Genomic DNA, 20,042 nt, shown 5'->3' on the forward strand with positions numbered 1-20,042 from the left:
ACATGGAGATTAACTCAATCTAGAGGGTGTTATAATGAATCGTACTAAACTGGTACTGGGCGCGGTAATCCTGGGTTCCACTCTGCTGGCTGGCTGCTCTAGCAACGCTAAAATCGATCAACTGTCTTCTGACGTTCAGACTCTGAACGCTAAAGTTGATCAGCTGAGCAACGACGTGAACGCAATGCGTTCTGACGTTCAAGCTGCTAAAGACGACGCAGCACGCGCTAACCAGCGTCTGGACAACCAAGCTCACGCTTACAAAAAGTAAGATAGCTTTGGTTATTGAAAACGGCGCACATTGTGCGCCGTTTTTTTTTGCCTGCTCGCAGGCCTGAACCTTCCCCCGCCGCAGGCAAAAAAAGAGGTTCAGCACGCTGAACCCCTCTTCGACCGCTCAATCCCGCAAACTTAGTTCACCGAACTGATAGGCGCGCCCTTGAATGGGCTCTTATTCGTCGCAGGAGCCGCTGCAGGCGTTAAACTCACCTCAGACGGGCTCTCCCCCACGTTAACCAACACCGGCATGCCAGAGCGGCGTACAACCGCGCTATCGAACATGGCGCGATCGGTTTGCCCATCCGCAACGAAGGCTTTCTCGGCTTTCGACAGCGTGATCGGCATGGTCTGCGGATCGTCGCTTTCTACCCGCGACAGCGGCTGGTGCACTTCAACATAGCGTTTGCCGTCCGGTTCGACCGAAACCTTCACCGGATCGTTGATCACCTGCACCCGCGTGCCGCGCGGCACCATATTGAACAGCGCCTCGATATCGGTCGGGCGCAGACGAATACAGCCGGAGCTGACGCGCATGCCGATGCCGAAGTTGGCGTTGGTGCCGTGGATCAGGTATTCACCGCGGCCCATCGCCAGACGCAGGGCGAACAGCCCCATCGGGTTCTCAGGGCCGGCCGGCACCACCGCCGGCAGCGTCACGCCCTGGGACTGATAGCGCTTGCGGATGTTGGCGGTTGGCGTCCAGGTCGGGTTAGGGATCTTCTGGCTGATGGAGGTCACCTCCAGCGGCGTATGCATCCCGGTCTGGCCGATGCCGATCGGATAGACGATTACTTTATTCTCGCCTTTCGGGAAGTAGTAAAGACGCAGCTCGGCCAGGTTGACGATGATCCCTTCACGCTTGGTGTCGGGCAGCAGCATTTGGGTCGGAATGGTCAGCACCGTGCCTGGCTTAGGCAGGAACGGGTCGGTGCCGGGGTTGGCTTCCAGCATGCCCAGCAGGCCAATCTTGTAGTCGGCGGCGATCGCCTCCAGCGGACGGCCGTCGTTTGGCACGGTATAAGTGGTGTTTTCGCCGATCAGACGGCTGTCCGGCGGCGGCAGCGGGTACTCGGTCGCACTGGCGGCCTGCGTGCCGGCCAGTACGGTGGCGAAGACCATGCCCATTAAACTCAACGCACGTTTCATTATCATCCCTATATTTTTTATGACGGTTCGTCCCCAAGGCTAACGAGCGCCCGGCGGCGGGTAAATCAGACAATACCTGATTAATACTAGCAATGCTGGCATCAAAGGCAATAAGTTCTCTAAAAATCAACACGTTATAACGTAATCGCCACCGCTGATTGTCAACGAAACGTCAACGGATAAGCTGCTGAAATATCACTGAATTGGGAGTGCTGTCTAGGGGGAAACGGCGGATTGTAAAGACTCATTGACAAAGCGAAGGTATCAATGAGTCTGCCAGGTCGAGGGGGGTTGAGGCTCAGGCCAGCTGCGCGGCTTTACTGCGAATGGCACGAATCATCGCTTCCAATCCCTGGGAGCGCGAAGGCGTCAGATGTTGGCTGAGCGCCAGCTCGGCGAAAAACGGCCGCACATCGAGAAAGGCTATCTGCTGTGGCGTCAATTGACGATAGAGAATAAACACCACCGCCAGCAGCCCTTTGACGATCGCGGCGTCGCTGTCGCCGTGAAACTCGACCTGCCCCTGCTCATCGCGGCGCATCACGATCCATACCTGACTTTGACAGCCGGAGATCAGGTTGCCGGCCTGACGCTCGGCCTCGTCCAGCGGCGGCAATTTGGCGCCGAGTTCAATCACGTACAGGTATTTCTCCTCCCAATTCAAGCAGCGGGAGAAATTACGCACCAATTTATCTTTGTCCGGCAAATTCGCCATGGGGATCCTTTTGTACCGCCGGGGACACGCCCCGGCCTAGCCTAATAGCTGATGAATGCGTTGCAGCCCGGCCACCAGCCGGTCCACCTCTTCCCGGGTATTATATAATGCCAGCGAAGCGCGGCACATGCTCGGCACCTGATAAAACGCCATCAGCGGCATGGCGCAATGGTGGCCGGTGCGGATGGCGATGCCGTACTGGTCGAGGAAGCTGCCGACATCATAGGCGTGATGCTCTCCCAGATTGAAGGCGATCACCCCGGCGCGATGAGCCGGGCCATAGATTTTCAGCGTCGGCACCTGCTTGAGCGCCTCAAGCGCGTAGTGCATCAGCGACTGTTCATAATCGTGGATCGCATTCAGCCCCAAGGCCTCGACGTAATCGAACGCCGCCCCCAGCCCCATGATGCCGGCGGTGTTCGGCGAACCGGCCTCGAAGCGCCACGGCGGATCGGCGAAGGTGGTGCCTGCCGTCAGGCTGACCTGACGGATCATCGAACCGCCCCCTTCCCACGGCGGCATCTGCTGCAACAACGCCTGGCGCCCATACAGCATGCCGATGCCGGAAGGGCCATACAGCTTGTGGCCGGAAAACACGTAGAAATCGCAGTCCAGCGCCTGAACATCGACGCGTTGGTGCATCACCGCCTGCGCGCCGTCCACCAATACCGTCAGATCCGGCGCCAGGGCTCTGGCGCGAGCGATGATCTCGCGCACCGGGTTGACGGTGCCCAGCACGTTGGACACCTCGGTCAGCGCCAGCAGTTTACAGGACGCGTCGACCAGTTCCGGCAACCGCGCCAGATCCAGCGTGCCGTCCGGCTGCAGCGGCCAAACCCGCAGCTGCAGCCCGCGTTCCTGCGCCAGCATCTGCCACGGCACGATGTTGGCGTGGTGCTCCATCTCGGTGATAAGGATGGCGTCGCCCGGCTGCAGCAGGTGGCGGCCGAAGCTGTTGGCCACCAGGTTGATGCCTTCGGTGGTGCCTTTGACGAACACCATCTCTTCCGCCGACGCGGCGTTGATAAAGCGCGCCGCCTGTTCCCGCACCGCTTCCATCTGCTGAGTCGCCTCGGCGCTCAGAGTATGGATGCCGCGATGCACCGCCGCATAGCCGTGGCGATAGAAATCCAGCTCGCGGTCGATCACCGCCTGCGGTTTCTGCGCGCTGGCGGCGCTGTCGAGATAGGCCAGCGGTTGGCCGTTCACCTCACGCGCCAGCAGCGGGAAATCGCCGCGCACGCGTTCAATCGGATAACTCATGCGGCCTCCCCCGGCAGGCGCTGGGCGATGCGCGCCAGCACACGTTCCCGGATGATGTCGTTGGCAATGCCTTCGGTCAACTCGGCGGCGAAGGCGAAGATGATCATCTGCTGCGCCGCATGCTTGTCGATGCCGCGCGACTGCAGATAGAACAGCTGCTCTTCATCGATGCGCCCCACGGTGGCACCGTGACTGCACTTGACGTCGTCGGCGTAGATCTCCAACTGCGGTTTGGTATCCACTTCCGCCACCTTACCCAGCAGCAGGTTATGGTTGGTCATCTGGCCGTCGGTTTTGATCGCGTGCTTGGCCACTTTGATCATGCCGTTGAACACCGCCTTGCCGCGATCGCTGACCACGGTTTTATGCAGTTGACGGCTTTCGCAATAGCCCTTGTTGTGTTCCAGATAGGTGCGGGTATCGCAGATCTCTTTGCCCACCGGCAGCACCAGGCTATTGATCACCAGATTGGCGCCCTCGCCGTTCAGCTGCGCGCTGGTGTTGTGGCGCGTCAGGCCGGCGCCCAGCAGGAAGCTGTCGCTTTTCACTCGCGCGTCGCGGCCGATGACCAGATCGTTATGGGCGAAGTGGTAGCTTGGCTGGCTCTCAAACGCCAACTTGCAGTGCAACAGCCCGGCGTTGTCCGCCACGTTGGCGGTCAGGCGCGCGCCGGTAAAGTGCGCGGCTTCGCCCAGGCTGACATAGTGTTCGATCACTTCCGCCTCGGCCCCGCGCCCGATCTCCAGATGATGGCGATGATGCACGGTGTTCACTTCCCCGGCACCGCCACGTCCGCTGCTGATATGCAGCAGGTACAGCGGCCGCGCGGGGGCTTTGCCGGCGGGCAGGCGGATCAGGCTGGTTTCCTGCGCCAGGCTTTCGGTCAGGTGCAGGAAGACCTCCGGTTGGATCGGCTCCGGCAGCGCCTGCGGCGTGCCGTAGGCGGTCAGCTCAAACTGGTAGTCGCCCAGGTCGCCATCGCTGAGCGCGGCACTGTAGCGGCCGTCGATGAACACCAGCCGACAGGCGTCGATGCCAAGCGCCAACGCATCGGCCTGCTCGGCGGTTACCGGCGCGGGCTGCGGCTCGAGGAATTGCTGCTCCAGCAGGCCTTCCAGCGGCGTGTATTTCCAGTTCTCATGCTTGCGCGTCGGCCAGCCGAGCCGCAGCGCCTGCTGCCAGTGCGCCAGCGCATGCGGTGAACGCTCGCCGCCGCGCCCTTCGAACAGGCGATACAGCTGCTGCAGCGCGTTTGAATTACTGTTGGTCGGTAAGCCAGCCATAGCCCTGCTCCTCCAACTGTTTCACCAGCGAGAAATCGCCGGATTTGACGATGCGCCCCTGCGACAGCACGTGCACGTAATCCGGTTTGATGTAGTCCAGAATACGCTGGTAGTGGGTGACGATGATAAAGGCGCGCTTGCCGTCACGCAGCGAATTGACGCCGTTGGCGACGATCTTCAGCGCGTCGATGTCCAGACCGGAGTCGGTTTCATCGAGAATGCACAGATCCGGCTCCAGCGCCGCCATCTGCAGAATATCGTTGCGCTTTTTCTCGCCGCCCGAGAAACCGACGTTGACCGAACGGGTCAGCAGATCGGCCGGCATATCCAGCAGCGCGATCTTCTCTTCGATGAAATCGGCGAAGTCAAAGCGATCCAGAGGCTCCTGTTCGCGGTATTTGCGCACCGCGTTGACCGACGTTTGCAGGAAAAAGTGGTTGCTGACGCCGGGGATCTCCACCGGGTACTGGAAGGCCAGAAACACGCCTTCGCCGGCGCGATCTTCCGGATCCAGCTCCAGCAGGTCCTTGCCCTTGAAGGTGACTTCCCCTTCGGTCACTTCGTACTCTTCACGCCCGGCCAGCGTGGCGGACAGCGTACTCTTGCCCGAGCCGTTCGGGCCCATGATGGCGTGCACTTCGCCCGGTTTAATCTCCAGATCCAATCCCTTGAGGATCTCGTTGCCTTCCACGCTGACTTTCAAATTCTTGATGCTTAACATGCTGTGTCCTCAGATAGCGCCGACGGCGCTAAAAATGCGGCGATTAGCCCACGCTGTGTTCCAGGCTGATGGCCAAAAGTTTCTGCGCCTCGACGGCGAACTCCAGCGGCAGCTCGGAGAAAACGTCCTTGCAGAAACCGTTGACGATCATCGAAATGGCGTCATCCTCGCTGATGCCGCGCTGCAGGCAGTAGAACAGCTGGTCGTCGCCGATCTTCGAGGTGGTGGCTTCGTGCTCCAGCTGAGCGCTGTTGTTGCGCGCTTCGACGTACGGGAACGTGTGGGCGCCGCTGTCCGGCCCGATCAGCATCGAGTCGCACTGGGTAAAGTTACGGGCGTTTTCCGCCCCCGGCAGGATTTTCACCAGGCCGCGATAGGTGTTCTCGCTGTGGCCGGCGGAGATGCCTTTGGCGATGATGGTCGACTTGGTGTTTTTGCCGATGTGGATCATCTTGGTGCCGGTATCCGCCTGCTGATGGCCGCTGGTCAGCGCCACCGAGAAGAATTCGCCGATCGAGTTGTCGCCCTGCAGGATCACGCTCGGGTATTTCCAGGTGATGGCCGAGCCGGTTTCCGACTGGGTCCAGGACATTTTCGAACCGGCGCCTTCACACAGCGCGCGCTTGGTGACGAAGTTGAGGATGCCGCCCTTGCTCTCGCCGCCGGAGAACCAGTTCTGCACCGTCGAGTATTTCACTTCGGCGTCTTTATGCAAGATCACTTCCACCACCGCCGCGTGCAGCTGGTAGCTATCGCGCACCGGGGCAGAACAGCCCTCGATGTAGCTGACGTAACTGCCTTCGTCGGCGATCAGGATGGTGCGCTCAAACTGGCCGGTTTTGGCGGCGTTGATACGGAAATAGGTCGACAGCTCCATCGGGCAACGCACGCCCTTCGGCACGTAGACGAAGGTGCCGTCGGAAGCCACCGCGGCGTTCAGCGCGGCGAAGAAGTTATCGTTGGACGGCACCACCCGCCCCAGGTATTGGCGCACCAGATCCGGGTACTCCTGGATCGCTTCGCCGAACGAGCAGAAGATCACCCCGCTCTCCGCCAGTTTTTCACGGTAGGTGGTGGCGACCGAGACCGAGTCGAAGATGGCGTCCACCGCCACCTCGCTGCCCTCGCGTACCGGCACGCCGAGTTGGTTGAACGCCAGCTCCACTTCGCTGGTCAGGTAATCTTTTTCCGTCGCCGCGCCCGTTTGCTGCTCGGCGCCGGGTTGCGAACCGCAGGCGTCGTCGCAGCTGCCGCAGGACGGCGCCGAATAGTAACTGTAGTCCTGGTAGTTCAGGCGATCGTAATTGGCCTTCAGCCAGTGCGGTTCTTCCATCTGCAGCCAGGCGCGATAGGCCTCGAGGCGGAATTCCAGCATCCACTCGGGTTCGTTGCGCTTGGCCGAGATGGCGCGCACCACCTCTTCGTTGATGCCCTTGGCCAACTCATCGGTTGCCAGCTGGGTGAAGAAGCCTTCTTTGTAGCGACCTTCGCTGACCCAAGCCTGCACTTCATTAGGCATTTCTACATTGCTTCGTGTCATGTTGATTGCATCGCTCAAACGCCAAAACTCTCGCCGCACCCGCAGGCATGCTGAGCTTTAGGGTTGTTGAATTTGAAGATCTGGTTCAGCCCTTCACGGACATAATCGACCGTGGTGCCATCGATAAACGGCATCGCCTTCAGCGGCACATACAGTTTGGCGCCGTCGCGCTCAAACAGCAGATCGTCATCGGCGGGGTCGCGGGTCAGATCCAGCACATAGGCAAAGCCGGCGCAGCCGGATTGTTTCACCCCTAGCTGCAGCCCTTTCACCTGCGGATCCTGCTGCATCAGTTTCGTTATTTGTCGTACGGCGCTGTCGCTGAGCGAAATGCCTTGCCAGACATTTTCATCCAGAGAAAAAGTGCCGACATTTTCCGTTTGCATAGGGTCTACCTCACACTCGTGTTTGGCCACAGCCAATCTGGGTTGCTTATATGTTAGTGATAACGATTATCACTTCAACCGTTTGTTTTGCGGGGGTATCCGCCGCGAGCGCGGTTTTTCGCTGCGGCGCGCGGCAAGCCAACGGGACATCCGTGGCGGCTTGCGGCGTCAGGCGGCAAGGTGTGCATGCTATCCCTATGAATTTGTTATCTATCCTGCATCACCGCACCGCACTCCCCGGTGGCCCGTCAGCGTTACAGCGCCACGGTGCGTTGCCGTTCTAAACATTCATAGAAAATACCTATTTCTGCATTCTGTCTGTCGTAAATGTGCGTTTATCGGCATTTCTCGCCCTGTGCGGACTGAGGGGCTGCTGATTAAAGTTTAGTCGCTCTGGATCAAGTTGGGCCGCCGAGGGCCAATTGCCACCCTGCACAACAAAAAAACGCCGTATCGGGGATTGATCGGCAACGCGGCAGTTTATATGATAATGATTATCATTCAATTTGAATTTGAGCGCGAAGCCAATGACTCTTACGATCAACGCATGGTTGCTGGGCAAGATTGACGAATACAAATTCAGCGTGCGCGACGCCACGGTGGACTTTTATATGGCCGAAGCGGCGCTGCGACGCCCGGAATGCAATATTGATCATCTGAAGCGATACAACAGCGTCAGCCTGACCATGGCCAATCTGTGCCTGGAGAACGGCGACGACGACAGCTACCTGCACGCGCTCAGCAAGCTGCACAACCGGCTGATCGTCGAGATCAACAATCCGCAGCGCTGCCAGCTGTTTCGGGTGCAAAGCTACCACTTCGCACGCCACACGCTGACGCTGATCTGCCAAAAATATGCGATGGAAGGCACCTGGGAGAAGGCGAACGCGTTTCAGAAGGACTTCGTCAAACGCGTGCCGTTTCAACTGTAAAGCGATGCGTTCCGCAGGCCGCTGGCCTGCGGAAGCCGACGGGGATCAGTCGATGACCGCCGTGGTCAGACGCGAGGTGCAGCACAGCCGGTCGCGCGCGTCGAAGATCTCTATCTGCCACACCTGATGGCGGCGGCCCACGTGCAGCGCACGGCACACCCCGCGCACCTGCCCATCGAACACCGCGCGCAGGTGGTTGGCGTTGATCTCCAGCCCCACCACTTTCTGCTCGCCTTCGCTGCACAGGTAGCCGGCCATCGATCCCATCGATTCCGCCAGCACCACCGACGCTCCGCCGTGCAACAGCCCGAACGGCTGCCGGGTACGGCCATCGACCGGCATGGTGGCCTCGAGGAAATCCTCGCCCATCTGGGTAAACTCGATGCCCACATGGCTGACCATGCAGCCGTCACCGGCGCGGTTCAGCTGCTCCAGCGATGTTTCACGTTTCCACAATTTCACTCAATCATCTCCAGAAGTGCCTGTAATGGGTGGCGCACGCCATTGCCCTCGATGCGTTTCACCTGGCTGCGGCACGAATAGCCGGTCGCCAGGCAGCGCTGCCGCGGCAAACGCTGCAGCGTCGGATGCCATGATAGCTCATAAATGCCGAGCGAGTTTTGCAGGTTCTTGGCTTCGTGGCCGTAAGTGCCCGCCATGCCGCAGCAGCCGACGCTGACGTTCTCCAGTTTGGCGCCGAAGCGGGCGAAGATCGCCGCCCACTGCTGGCCGCTGGCCGGCAGCGCGGTGGTTTCGGTGCAGTGGCCGAACAGATACCAGGGCTCGCCGGTCGCCGGCTGTTCGGCGCGATCCGCGATCCGCTGTTGCAACCATTCATGCACCAGCTGCACCTGGAAATCGCCGCGCTCGGCGCCGAGGATCTCGCGGTATTCGTCGCGGTAGCACAGCACCAGCGCAGGATCGACGCCCACCATAGGCATGCCGAGCTGCGCCACGCGGTTGAGGAAATCGGCGGTTTTGCGTGCGGTGCGGGCAAAGCGCGTCAGGAAACCTTTCACATGCTGCGCCTTGCCGTTCGGCGAGAACGGCAGCAGCACCGGTTTATAGCCGAGCTTCTCCACCAGCCGCACGAAATCCGCCACCACTTTGGCGTCGTAATAGCTGGTGAACGGATCCTGAACGATCAGCACGTGCTCTGCGCGTTGCTCGGCGCTCAACCCTTCCAACTGCTCCAGCGTCAACGTGGTCGCGCGGTGGCCGGACAGCTGCTGGCGCAGCGTCGGGCTGGACAACAGCGGCAGATCGACCATGCCGATGGCGTTGCGGCTCATCTCCCGCAGCCACGGCTGGCGGAAGAAGAAGTTGAACACCTTCGGCGCGCGGGCCATCAGCGGGGTGTAGCTCTCCACGCCGGCGACCATGTAGTCGCTCACCGGGCGCAGATAGCGGGTGTGGTAGAGCTGCAGGAAGCGCGAACGGAACCCCGGCACGTCAATCTTGATCGGGCACTGGGTGGAGCAGGCCTTGCAGGCCAGGCAGCCGGACATCGCCTCTTTCACTTCGTGCGAGAAGTCATACTCGCCTTTGCCGGCGTGCCAGCTGTTGCGGGTCTTTTCGATCACGCCGCGCAAGCTGAGGCGCTGCTGCGGCAGCTGTTTCTCCAGCGCCAGCGGATCCACGCCCTGCTCGGCCAACAGACGCAACCACTCGCGCACCAGCGTCGCCCGCCCTTTCGGCGAATGAATGCGGTTGCCGCTGATCTTCATCGACGGGCACATCGGGCTGCGCACGTCGAAGTTGAAACACAGGCCGTTGCCGTTACACTCCAGCGCGCCGCGGAACGAGGTGCGCACCTCGACCGGGATCTGGCGATCGAAAGTGCCGCGTTTGACCGCATCCACCTGCATCATCGGCGCATCCACCGCCAGCGGCGCGCAGATCTTGCCCGGGTTCAGGCGGTTATCCGGATCGAACGCCGCCTTGATGCGGCGCAGCTCCTCAAACAGCGTTTCCCCGAAGAATTCAGGGCTGTATTCCGCACGGAAGCCTTTGCCGTGCTCGCCCCACAGCAGGCCGCCGTATTTGGCGGTCAGCGCCACCACCCGATCGGAGATCTGTTTCATCAGCACTTCCTGCTGCGGGTCGCACATGTCGAGCGCCGGGCGCACGTGCAGCACCCCGGCGTCGACGTGGCCGAACATGCCATAGCTCAGGTTGTGCTCGTCGAGCAGTTGACGGAACTCGACGATATAGTCAGCCAGGTGCTGCGGCGGCACGCAGGTGTCCTCGGCGAACGGAATCGGCTTGGCGCGCCCTTTGGCGTTGCCCAGCAACCCGACCGCTTTCTTGCGCATGTTGTAAATGCGCTCGATGCCCGCCAGATCGCCGCAGATCTGGTATCCGATCACGCCGCCCTGCCGCTGTGCGATCAATTCGTCCAGCCGTTGGCACAGGGCCTCCATCTGGCCGTCGATCAGCGCCCGATCGTCACCGGCGAACTCGACGATGTTCAGCCCGAGCATCTCTTTGTCCGGCACGTCGGCGATCAGCTCGTTCACCGAGTGCCAAACGATATCTTCACGCGCCAGGTTCAGTACCTTGGAGTCGATGGTTTCCACCGACAGCGCCTTGGCTTCGACCATAAAGGGCGCATTGCGCAGCGCCGAGTCGAAGGAGTCGTACTTTACGTTGACCAGGCGACGCACCTGCGGCAGCGGCGTGATGTCCAGCCGCGCTTCGGTGATAAACGCCAGCGTGCCTTCGGCGCCGGTCAGGATGCGCGTCAGATCGAAGGTTTGCAGATCGTCGCTCAGCACATGGCGCAGGTCGTAGCCGGTGAGGAAACGGTTGAGCTTGGGGAATTTTTCCAGGATCAGCGCGCGCTGCTCGCGGCAGCGGTTCAGCACCGTGCGATAGATGCGCCCTTCGGCGGTCTCTTCCAGAGCAATCGTTTCCGCCAGCGTCGTCGGCATGGCGCGGGTATCGATCATCTCGCCACCCAGCAGCACCGCCCGCAGGCCCAATACGTGATCGGAGGTTTTGCCGTACACCAGCGAGCCCTGGCCGGAGGCGTCGGTATTGATCATGCCGCCCAGGGTAGCGCGGTTGCTGGTGGAGAGTTCCGGCGAGAAGAAGTAGCCGAACGGCCGCAGATATTGATTCAGTTGGTCCTTAATCACCCCGGCTTCGACTTTTACCCACCCCTGTTCGACGTTGATCTCCAGAATGCGGTTCATATGGCGCGACATATCGACCACGATGCCGGTATTGAGCGACTGGCCGTTGGTGCCGGTGCCGCCGCCGCGCGGGCTGAAGGTCAGCGTTTTGAAGCGTTCTTCACCCGCCAGGCGGGCGATCAGCGCCACATCGGCGGTGGAACGGGGAAACACCACCGCTTCGGGCAACAGCTGATAGATGCTGTTGTCGGTGGCCATCGTCAGCCGGTCGGCGTAGCTGGTGGCGGTATCGCCGTTGAATCCGTTTTGCTTCAGTGCTTCCAAAAAGTCGAGCACCCGTTGAACGAGGCCGGGCGCCTGAGAAATCTGTGGGATCATTCGCTTTTTTGACCCTGTCCGTCTATTTTTTATGCGCTGATGTACGCTGAATCGGGCTGTCATTTAAACTTGGTGACTAGAATAAGCAGTCGCCGTGCGCTGGAAACTTAAGATAAGAAGAGTGCATTGCAGGTATCACATGCAGTGACACCGTTCCCCTTCACAAACAGGACCCAACACAGTGGGCAGATAACTCATATAGAGTAAAAAAACAGCCCCCCATTACTCTAGTGAAAATAACATAATCACTAAACATGGCAACAACTAATTAATCAAAATTATCATGAAGTTATACTATACCTTAGTTATAAGCTCAGCATTTTTCCTAACAGAGAGCCAAACTAATTTTTAGCGTTAATAATTAACTATTGAATTGATGGAAAAAATATTTAGATTAGAGAAATGATGTCAAGTGGAATATAATAAACTTTGCTTTTCGTCCATGTTAAAACACCAGCAAACATATCTAAAATGATGAAATAATCTATTGAAGTTTTCTAGATAAATGTATACCATATGCATTAAACTTCAAGCGCGAGGGTAAAATGAGCAAATTTAAATTAAACATCCAAAATGACCAAATAGATCAGCAAAATAATAATGATGAATTTATCGAAGAGCTCGGCCTGCAAGAAAATGGTGAGGATAATAGATGGACTGACGAAGATAAAAAAACAGTAGGGAATGCAGTTGTCTTCTCTACTGACTGGACGACAGAAACAATAATCAACCAAATAAAGAAAGGTAACATTGAACTAAACCCAAGTTTTCAAAGACGAGATGCGTGGACCTCACCAGAGAAAAGTAGATTTATTGAGTCGTTAATCATTGGATTACCAATACCTCAAATTGTACTTGCCAATAATTCAACATCACCGGGGAAGTATATTGTATTAGATGGAAAACAACGATTATTATCTTTATTTCAGTTTGCAGGGGGCATTACCTCCAATAAGGAGCTTGTATTATCTAAATTAAAAATAAGGGATGATCTTAACGGTTTAAGATATAAAGACCTAGTTTCTCATCCGTCTTGGTCAGGTGAGGTTTCTTCATTTGAAAACCAGCCAATCAGAACTGTTGTGATTAAAAACTTCCCACACGAATCATTCTTATACGAAGTCTTCCTACGTTTAAATACCGGGAGCAAGCCATTAAGTCCGCAAGAACTACGCCAAGCTCTTCATCCTGGTAGCTTTACAATGTTTATCGATGATTATGCAGCAAACAGTTCAGCGTTAATGGATATTCTTAACAAAAGAACGCCAGACTTTAGGATGAGGGATGTAGAACTTCTTTTGCGTGCTATTTCTTATCATTTCTTCTTGGAAAGCTATAATGGTGATCTTAAAGGGTTTTTAGATGATGTATGCATGACTTTTAACTCCTGCTGGGACAACGCTGAGTTCGAAGTAAATGCATTTTGCAAGAAATTCGAAGACGCTCACTGGTTTGTTAGAGAAATATTTAAAGAAAACTCCTATAGAAAATATACAAACGGAAAGTTCACCAATAGATTTAACAGAGCAATTCTTGACTCTATGATCTATCACTTCATTGATAAAGATGTTCGTAACTCTTTAGTAGGTAAAGAAGATGACATTAAAGCTGCTTTTATCAATCTTTGTGAAACGAACCCAGAGTATATTAACAGTATTGAGTCAACAACCAAAACTCCTGAAGCAACAAATTATAGAATTTCAATTTGGGGAGAGGAACTCAGAAAGCTCGGCGCCCCAATCAAATGATTTTAGGAAGTTAAAAATGGACAACCACTCTCGAATTTATAATGATATATCATCTACTGATAAATTTGATGAATCATCAGATGAGTTCAAGGCATTTTTGTCTCGAGTTAAAGATCTCGAAGTGAAATTCATACCTGAAATCAAAATACACGAAGAGATATCATCTCCCGATTATAGCGGCGATCCTACACAGATATTCGATCAAGATATTATCAGAGCCTTCATATTGCTAACCCATGCTGAAACCGAGGACTATTTTGAATCACTTGCGCGAAAAGTCTGCACTGCTGAGTACATTAATTGGAAGAATAATGGGACACCGAGTGATATTGTGATAAATTTGATAGCAACACATTACTCAGGTTGGGATAAATTGGATTGCACAATAAAAGAATACAAGCCATTAACAGATCAGCAAATAAAAAAAAGTGGTGGCGGTGTTACTCTCGCGGCAACTGAGAAAGCATATGGTGCATATAACCATATCCTAAATACAAATCATGGCATAAAAGAAAATAACTTTAGAAACATGTTTATTCCGTTGGGAATAACTGATAGGGACTATAATGAAACATGGCTTCTATCATTAAATACGTTTGGACAAATTAGAGGAAGTGTAGCCCACTCATCGAAAAATGTTCAGCAACTTCTAAATCCATCTGATGAGAAAAAAACAATTATAGATGTAATCGAAGGAACAATGCTCCTTGATATAAATATTAAGAATCGCTTAGCATCGCAGGGAACTGCTATGTTAGCTAGAATTAATGATATGCAAAGCAGATTAGCTGGCTTGGACAATTGACTATATACCACGCCCCTAGTAACTCCATGGGGGCATCTAACATAAAATTGGCCTCATTACATAATTTACAATCAATAGAAACCCAGAGCTATAATTATTAAAATGTTAAATATCAAATAGTTATTTATTATCAACTGATTTTAATTCGCTTCAAAAAATGAACTAACATATCACTCCATTGGTCGCCAATTATACTGTGTTATAGTTACTAGTAAGTATGAGTCACCAACAGGCACCCCGGTGCCAGGGATTAAATTGACCAGGATGAGAAGCCACTGATGCCACTCCCGCAATCGCGTTACGACTTACCGCGAATTATTTTCGGCGTGCTGTTTATCGCCATCATGATCGTCGCCTGTTTCTGGGTGATTCAACCGTTTATTCTCGGCTTCGCCTGGGCGGGCATGGTGGTGATCGCCACCTGGCCGCTGCTGCTCAAACTGCAAAAGCTGCTGTGGGGCCGCCGCTCGCTGGCGGTGCTGGTCATGACCCTGCTGCTGATCTTGCTGTTCATTCTGCCCATCTCCCTGCTGATCAGCAGCGTGGTGGATAACAGTGCGCCGCTGATCGCCTGGGCCAGTTCGCCGGGCAAACTGCATATTCCCGATCTCGCCTGGCTGCAATCCGTGCCGATGATCGGCGACAAGCTTTATACCAGCTACCACACGCTGGTTAACGCCGGCGGCGCCGCGCTGCTGGCGAAGGTACAACCTTACTTCGGCCAGACCGCCACCTGGTTCGTGGCGCAGGCGGCGCATATCGGCCGTCTGCTGCTGCACTGCGCGCTGATGCTGCTGTTCAGCGCCTTGCTTTATGCGCGCGGCGAGCAGGTAGCGTTGGGCATCCGCCACTTTGCGGTGCGCCTGGGCTCTGCGCGCGGCGATGCGGCGGTGCTGCTGGGCGGCCAGGCGATCCGCGCGGTGGCGCTGGGCGTGGTGGTGACGGCGCTGGTGCAGTCGGTGCTGGGCGGCATCGGTCTGGCGGTGAGCGGCATTCCGGCCGCTACCCTGCTGACGATGCTGATCTTCATCTGCTGCGTGGCGCAATTGGGGCCGCTGTTAGTGCTGGTGCCGGCCATCATTTGGCTGTACTGGCACGGCGACACCACCTGGGGCACCGTGCTGTTGGTCTGGAGCTGCGTAGTGGCCACGCTGGATAACGTGCTGCGCCCGGTGTTGATCCGCATGGGTGCCGATCTGCCGCTGCTGCTGATCCTGTCAGGCGTTATCGGCGGCTTGCTGGCCTTCGGCATGATTGGCCTGTTCATCGGCCCGGTGGTCTTGGCGGTGTCTTATCGCCTGCTGACCGCCTGGATGGATGAAGCGCCGGAGCCGACTACCGCGCCGGAGCAAGTGATCGAAGAGTTGGAAAAACGCTAATTCCTCCTTCCGCCCGCATCGTCGGGCGGAATTTTTCGCCCACGCATTATTCCTACCTCATTCGGGTAATATCCCTGTTGAATATAAAGCCGTTATATATTGATTAAGATGCAACGAATAAAAGGTGCAATGTAAATCCCTGTTTTGTTGCACGCCGTAAAAAGAGAGAACGCCCGCAAATAAAATGTGATGCCGCTATTGATTAGGATGATTCTTAATGACTAGTGGCGTTCAAAAATTTAGTATTATGGCCATCTATTGCTTCAAATCACTGATTTTTAAGCAACCTTTCTGAACAATGTAATGCCATACATGTGAATTGCTGTGTGTAGTCTTTGCCCATCTCCTACGGTGGGCTTTTTTTTATTCTTTTTTCGCCAAGTTGATTATTTTACGCGCCGTTATTTACATTCAGAAATAAAAAGGCCGCAGCGTAAACTGCGGCCTGGCGTTTATGCCTTAGCGGTGCCGAGGCATTATTTCTTTTTCGACAAATTGATCCAGGTCTGCACCACGGTGTCCGGATTGAGCGACAGGCTGTCGATGCCCTGCTCCATCAGCCACTCGGCGAAGTCTTCGTGGTCGGAAGGCCCCTGGCCGCAGATGCCGACGTATTTGCCGTGGCGCTTGGCCGCCTGAATCGCCATCGACAGCAGCGCTTTCACCGCCTCGTTGCGTTCGTCGAACAGCTCCGACACCACGCCCGAGTCGCGATCCAGCCCCAACGCCAGCTGTGTCATGTCGTTGGAACCGATGGAGAAGCCGTCGAAGTGCTCCAGGAACTGATCCGCCAACAGCGCATTGGACGGGATCTCGCACATCATGATCACTTTCAGCCCGTTTTCGCCGCGCTTCAGCCCCTGACGCGCCAGTTCGGCCACCACCGCTTCCGCCTGCGCCACGGTACGCACGAACGGCACCATGATTTCGACGTTGGTCAGCCCCATTTCGTTACGCACGCGTTTCACCGCCTCGCACTCCAGCGCGAAACAATCGCGGAAGCTGTCGGCCACGTAGCGGCCGGCGCCGCGGAAGCCCAGCATCGGGTTCTCTTCGTGCGGTTCATACTTGTCGCCGCCCACCAGGTTGGCGTACTCGTTGGATTTAAAGTCGGACAGGCGCACGATCACGCGCTTCGGCCAGAAAGCGGCGCCCAGTGTCGCGATGCCTTCAGTCAGACGGCCGACGTAGAACTCGACCGGATGATCGTAACCCTGCATCAACGCGCGGATCTCGTTTTGCAGCGCCGGCGTTTGCTGATCGAACTCCAGCAGCGCGCGCGGGTGCACGCCGATCATGCGGTTGATGATAAATTCCAGCCGCGCCAGGCCCACGCCTTCGTTCGGCAGGCGCGCGAAGTCGAAGGCACGATCCGGGTTGCCGACGTTCATCATGATCTTCAGCGGCAGCTCAGGCAGTTCGGTCACTTCGGAGCTCTGCACGCTGAAGTCCAGCATATCGCTGTAAACGAAGCCGGTGTCGCCTTCCGCGCAGGAAACGGTAACTTTCTGGCCGTCTTTCAGCACGTCGGTGGCGTGGCCGCAGCCCACCACCGCCGGAATGCCCAGCTCGCGCGCGATGATAGCCGCGTGACAGGTGCGCCCGCCGCGGTTGGTGACGATCGCGGCGGCCTTCTTCATGATCGGTTCCCAATCCGGGTCGGTCATGTCGGTCACCAGCACATCGCCCGGCTGGATACGATCCATTTCGCTGATGTCGTGGATCACTTTCACCGGGCCGGCGCCGATACGGTGGCCGATGGCGCGGCCTTCCACCAGCACCGGGCTGGAGCCGTTCAGCTGGTAACGTTCCATGGTCTGCTCGTTGGAGCGTACGGTTTCCGGGCGCGCCTGCACGATCAGCAGCTTGCCGGTATGGCCGTCTTTCGCCCACTCGATATCCATCGGGCGGCCGTAATGTTTTTCGATCAGGATCGCCTGCTGCGCCAGCGCCTGCACCTCGTCATCCGTCAGCGAGAAACGGCTGCGCTGCGCTTCCGGCACGTCTTCGATGCGCACCTGCTTACCGTGATCCTGCGACGGCGCGTACACCATGCGGATCTTTTTCGAGCCCAGGTTGCGGCGCACGATCGCCGGCTTGCCGTTCTGCAGCGTCGGTTTGTGCACGTAGAACTCATCCGGGTTCACCGCGCCCTGCACCACCATCTCACCGAGACCGAAAGCGGAGGTGATGAACACCACCTGATCAAAGCCGGACTCGGTGTCGATGGTGAACATCACGCCCGAGGAGGCCAGATCGGAACGCACCATGCGCTGCACACCTGCCGACAGCGCCACGCCGCGGTGGTCATAGCCCTGGTGTACGCGATAAGAGATGGCGCGGTCGTTGAACAGCGACGCGAACACGTGCTTGATCGCCACCATCACGGCGTCGATGCCCTGCACGTTGAGGAAGGTTTCCTGCTGGCCGGCAAAGGACGCGTCCGGCATATCTTCCGCCGTGGCGGAGGAGCGCACGGCAAAAGAGGCTTCAGGCTCGCCGTCGGCGAGCTGTTGGTAAGCCTGATGAATTTCACGCTCGAACTCGGCGTGGAACGGCGTGTCGATCACCCATTGGCGGATCTGGGCGCCGGCCTTGGCCAGCTGTGCAACGTCGTCAACGTCAGTCTGATCCAGTAACTGATAGATGCGCTGGTTAACACCGCTTTGTTCGAGAAAATCGTTAAACGCCTGCGCGGTGGTGGCAAAACCGTTTGGCACGGCCACGCCCAAATCGGAAAGATTGGTGATCATTTCACCGAGGGAGGCGTTTTTGCCGCCGACACGGTCAACGTCGTGCATGCCAAGCTGGTTGTACCAAAGCACATTACGCAAGTCTGGGCCATTGTTGGACATCGAGACAATCCTTATTGCTATCAGTAGGGTAAAGACGGATTTAATTCGCTTGCTTTACGGCGCCGCTAACACGGAGCCGAATCAGACTAGCACACTGATCTGGGGAAAATGGAAAGGTGAATCGATCAACCCACTGAAGAAAGTGGTTTTTAAGAGAATGTCCTAACCGGCTGATTTGGCTGGGAACCGTTCCCAATCGCACGAAAAGCTTAGTTCTCAACAAATTACGCTCTTTTTAAACTTCTGTTTTAATGACCGCGCAAACGCTACCGTTTTTGTTGAAAATAGCGGCAAATTTGCGTTTCAGATGCAAAGCGTCGTTGCACCGCGATTTTTACCGCCGCCAGGGCGCGCTTTTTTTCACCTGCCGCCGAAAGGCGGTTTACCGCCCTGCCGTCACAATTTTTTCCCTCGCCCCTTTACCGACGGATCCTCTGCGGCCCATGATATTGGCAGTGATGACAGCAGGAACACCGTTTTCAGGTAAGGAGCCTCGGGTGGAAAGAAGCGTTTTTTATATTTCTGATGGTACGGCGATCACCGCCGAAGTGCTGGGGCACGCGGTGCTGTCGCAGTTTCCGGTCACGGCGACCACGTACACCCTGCCGTTTGTCGAAACCGAGGCGCGCGCTCGCGCAGTTCGCCAGCAAATCGATGATATCTATAATGAAACTGGCGTGCGTCCGCTGGTGTTTTACTCCATCATCTCGCCGGAAGTGCGCGACGTGATCGTTCAGAGCCAGGGCTTCTGCCAGGATATCGTGCAGGCGCTGGTCGGCCCGCTGCAGGGTGAGCTGGAGGTGGAGCCGACGCCGGTGCCGAACCGCACCCACGGCCTGACCGCCAGCAACCTCGGTAAGTACGACGCGCGCATTGCCGCCATCGACTATACCCTGGCACATGACGACGGCATTTCGCTGCGCAACCTCGATCAGGCGCAGGTGATCCTGCTGGGCGTGTCGCGCTGCGGCAAAACCCCCACCAGCCTCTATCTGGCGATGCAGTTCGGCATCCGCGCCGCCAACTATCCGTTTATCGCCGACGATATGGACAATTTGCACCTGCCGGCCTCGCTGAAACCGTTTCAGCATAAATTATTCGGCCTGACCATCGATCCGGAGCGCCTGGCGGCGATCCGCGAAGAACGGCGTGAAAACAGCCGCTACGCTTCATTGCGCCAGTGCCGCATGGAGATCGCCGAGGTCGAGGCGCTGTTCCGCAAAAACCAGATCCGCTACCTCAATACCACCAACTATTCGGTCGAAGAGATCTCCACCAAAATCCTCGATATCCTCGGCATGAGCCGCCGCATGTTCTGATCTTTCCCTTGCGGGGCCGTCGCGCCCCGCCACCTGCCGTTTATTTCAGCAGCAGCTGATTTTTTTGTGCTTTTTTTCGCGGCTTTGATCAACAGAACGCAATCTCTACGGTTGAATTCAGCGCTTTTTGCGTTATTGTGATCGCCATCACTTCCC

At 56.6% G+C, this 20,042-nt stretch carries 16 protein-coding genes and 1 other RNA gene; 7 read left to right on the forward strand and 10 right to left on the reverse strand.

Annotated features, from left to right (window positions below):
- Positions 1-34 precede the first annotated feature (34 nt).
- Entirely contained in the window at positions 35-271 is a 237-nt protein-coding gene (locus AC6BYQ_RS19755; RefSeq protein ID WP_004931354.1) for a major outer membrane lipoprotein, read from the forward strand.
- Positions 272-411: 140 nt separating this feature from the next.
- Here AC6BYQ_RS19755 and AC6BYQ_RS19760 read toward each other — a convergent pair whose 3' ends face one another.
- From AC6BYQ_RS19760 to sufA, 7 genes are all read right to left on the reverse strand, one after another.
- Positions 412-1,425 carry a L,D-transpeptidase family protein gene (locus tag AC6BYQ_RS19760; protein ID WP_498057401.1) on the reverse strand — a complete coding sequence of 338 codons (1,014 nt, stop codon included), beginning with the start codon at positions 1,423-1,425 and terminating at the stop codon, positions 412-414.
- 298 nt (positions 1,426-1,723) lie between these two features.
- The gene (gene sufE, locus AC6BYQ_RS19765; protein ID WP_498057402.1) at positions 1,724-2,140 is read right to left on the reverse strand and encodes a cysteine desulfuration protein SufE; all 417 of its coding nucleotides are present in this window, start codon (positions 2,138-2,140) and stop codon (positions 1,724-1,726) included.
- A 36-nt stretch (positions 2,141-2,176) separates the two neighbouring features.
- Positions 2,177-3,403, reverse strand: coding sequence for a cysteine desulfurase SufS (sufS, locus tag AC6BYQ_RS19770; protein ID WP_074054362.1), 1,227 nt, complete (start codon positions 3,401-3,403; stop codon positions 2,177-2,179).
- Positions 3,400-4,686, reverse strand: a complete 1,287-nt coding sequence (sufD, locus tag AC6BYQ_RS19775) for a Fe-S cluster assembly protein SufD (protein WP_019456001.1) — start codon at positions 4,684-4,686, stop codon at positions 3,400-3,402. The genes sufS and sufD overlap by 4 nt, the downstream gene beginning before the upstream one ends.
- Positions 4,661-5,407, reverse strand: coding sequence for a Fe-S cluster assembly ATPase SufC (gene sufC / locus AC6BYQ_RS19780; RefSeq protein WP_004931365.1), 747 nt, complete (start codon positions 5,405-5,407; stop codon positions 4,661-4,663). Before sufC ends, sufD begins: the two co-directional genes overlap by 26 nt.
- Before the next feature lie 43 nt (positions 5,408-5,450).
- Positions 5,451-6,947, reverse strand: coding sequence for a Fe-S cluster assembly protein SufB (gene sufB / locus AC6BYQ_RS19785; RefSeq protein ID WP_025159702.1), 1,497 nt, complete (start codon positions 6,945-6,947; stop codon positions 5,451-5,453).
- 14 nt (positions 6,948-6,961) lie between these two features.
- A complete protein-coding gene (gene sufA / locus AC6BYQ_RS19790; protein ID WP_019456003.1) occupies positions 6,962-7,333 on the reverse strand; it encodes a Fe-S cluster assembly scaffold SufA in 372 nt (123 codons plus the stop codon).
- A 527-nt stretch (positions 7,334-7,860) separates the two neighbouring features.
- On the opposite strand from sufA, the gene AC6BYQ_RS19795 reads away from it, so the two are divergent.
- Positions 7,861-8,265 (forward strand): hypothetical protein, encoded by a 405-nt coding sequence (locus tag AC6BYQ_RS19795; RefSeq protein WP_019456004.1) that lies wholly within the window; start codon positions 7,861-7,863, stop codon positions 8,263-8,265.
- 45 nt (positions 8,266-8,310) lie between these two features.
- On the opposite strand, the gene menI is transcribed toward AC6BYQ_RS19795, so the two are convergent.
- Both menI and ydiJ read right to left on the reverse strand, forming a co-directional pair.
- Positions 8,311-8,727, reverse strand: a complete 417-nt coding sequence (gene menI / locus AC6BYQ_RS19800; RefSeq protein WP_019456005.1) for a 1,4-dihydroxy-2-naphthoyl-CoA hydrolase — start codon at positions 8,725-8,727, stop codon at positions 8,311-8,313.
- Positions 8,724-11,780 carry a D-2-hydroxyglutarate dehydrogenase YdiJ gene (gene ydiJ, locus AC6BYQ_RS19805; protein WP_498057404.1) on the reverse strand — a complete coding sequence of 1,019 codons (3,057 nt, stop codon included), beginning with the start codon at positions 11,778-11,780 and terminating at the stop codon, positions 8,724-8,726. Before ydiJ ends, menI begins: the two co-directional genes overlap by 4 nt.
- A gap of 545 nt (positions 11,781-12,325) precedes the next feature.
- On the opposite strand from ydiJ, the gene AC6BYQ_RS19810 reads away from it, so the two are divergent.
- From AC6BYQ_RS19810 to rprA, 4 genes are all read left to right on the forward strand, one after another.
- Entirely contained in the window at positions 12,326-13,528 is a 1,203-nt protein-coding gene (locus AC6BYQ_RS19810; RefSeq protein ID WP_498057405.1) for a GmrSD restriction endonuclease domain-containing protein, read from the forward strand.
- A 16-nt stretch (positions 13,529-13,544) separates the two neighbouring features.
- Positions 13,545-14,333, forward strand: coding sequence for a HEPN domain-containing protein (locus AC6BYQ_RS19815; protein WP_498057406.1), 789 nt, complete (start codon positions 13,545-13,547; stop codon positions 14,331-14,333).
- 278 nt (positions 14,334-14,611) lie between these two features.
- Entirely contained in the window at positions 14,612-15,712 is a 1,101-nt protein-coding gene (gene ydiK / locus AC6BYQ_RS19820) for an AI-2E family transporter YdiK (RefSeq protein ID WP_042784360.1), read from the forward strand.
- A gap of 255 nt (positions 15,713-15,967) precedes the next feature.
- Positions 15,968-16,079: antisense sRNA RprA (gene rprA, locus AC6BYQ_RS19825), an RNA gene on the forward strand.
- A 109-nt stretch (positions 16,080-16,188) separates the two neighbouring features.
- Here rprA and ppsA read toward each other — a convergent pair.
- Entirely contained in the window at positions 16,189-18,567 is a 2,379-nt protein-coding gene (ppsA, locus tag AC6BYQ_RS19830) for a phosphoenolpyruvate synthase (RefSeq protein ID WP_063919355.1), read from the reverse strand.
- Positions 18,568-19,025: 458 nt separating this feature from the next.
- Here ppsA and ppsR point away from each other — a divergent pair, with 458 nt between their 5' ends.
- On the forward strand, positions 19,026-19,886 hold the full coding sequence (gene ppsR / locus AC6BYQ_RS19835) for a posphoenolpyruvate synthetase regulatory kinase/phosphorylase PpsR (protein ID WP_049239973.1): 861 nt from the start codon (positions 19,026-19,028) through the stop codon (positions 19,884-19,886).
- The last annotated feature ends 156 nt before the right edge of the window (positions 19,887-20,042 follow it).

It is taken from the genome of Serratia sp. LTN-2, assembly GCF_059740205.1.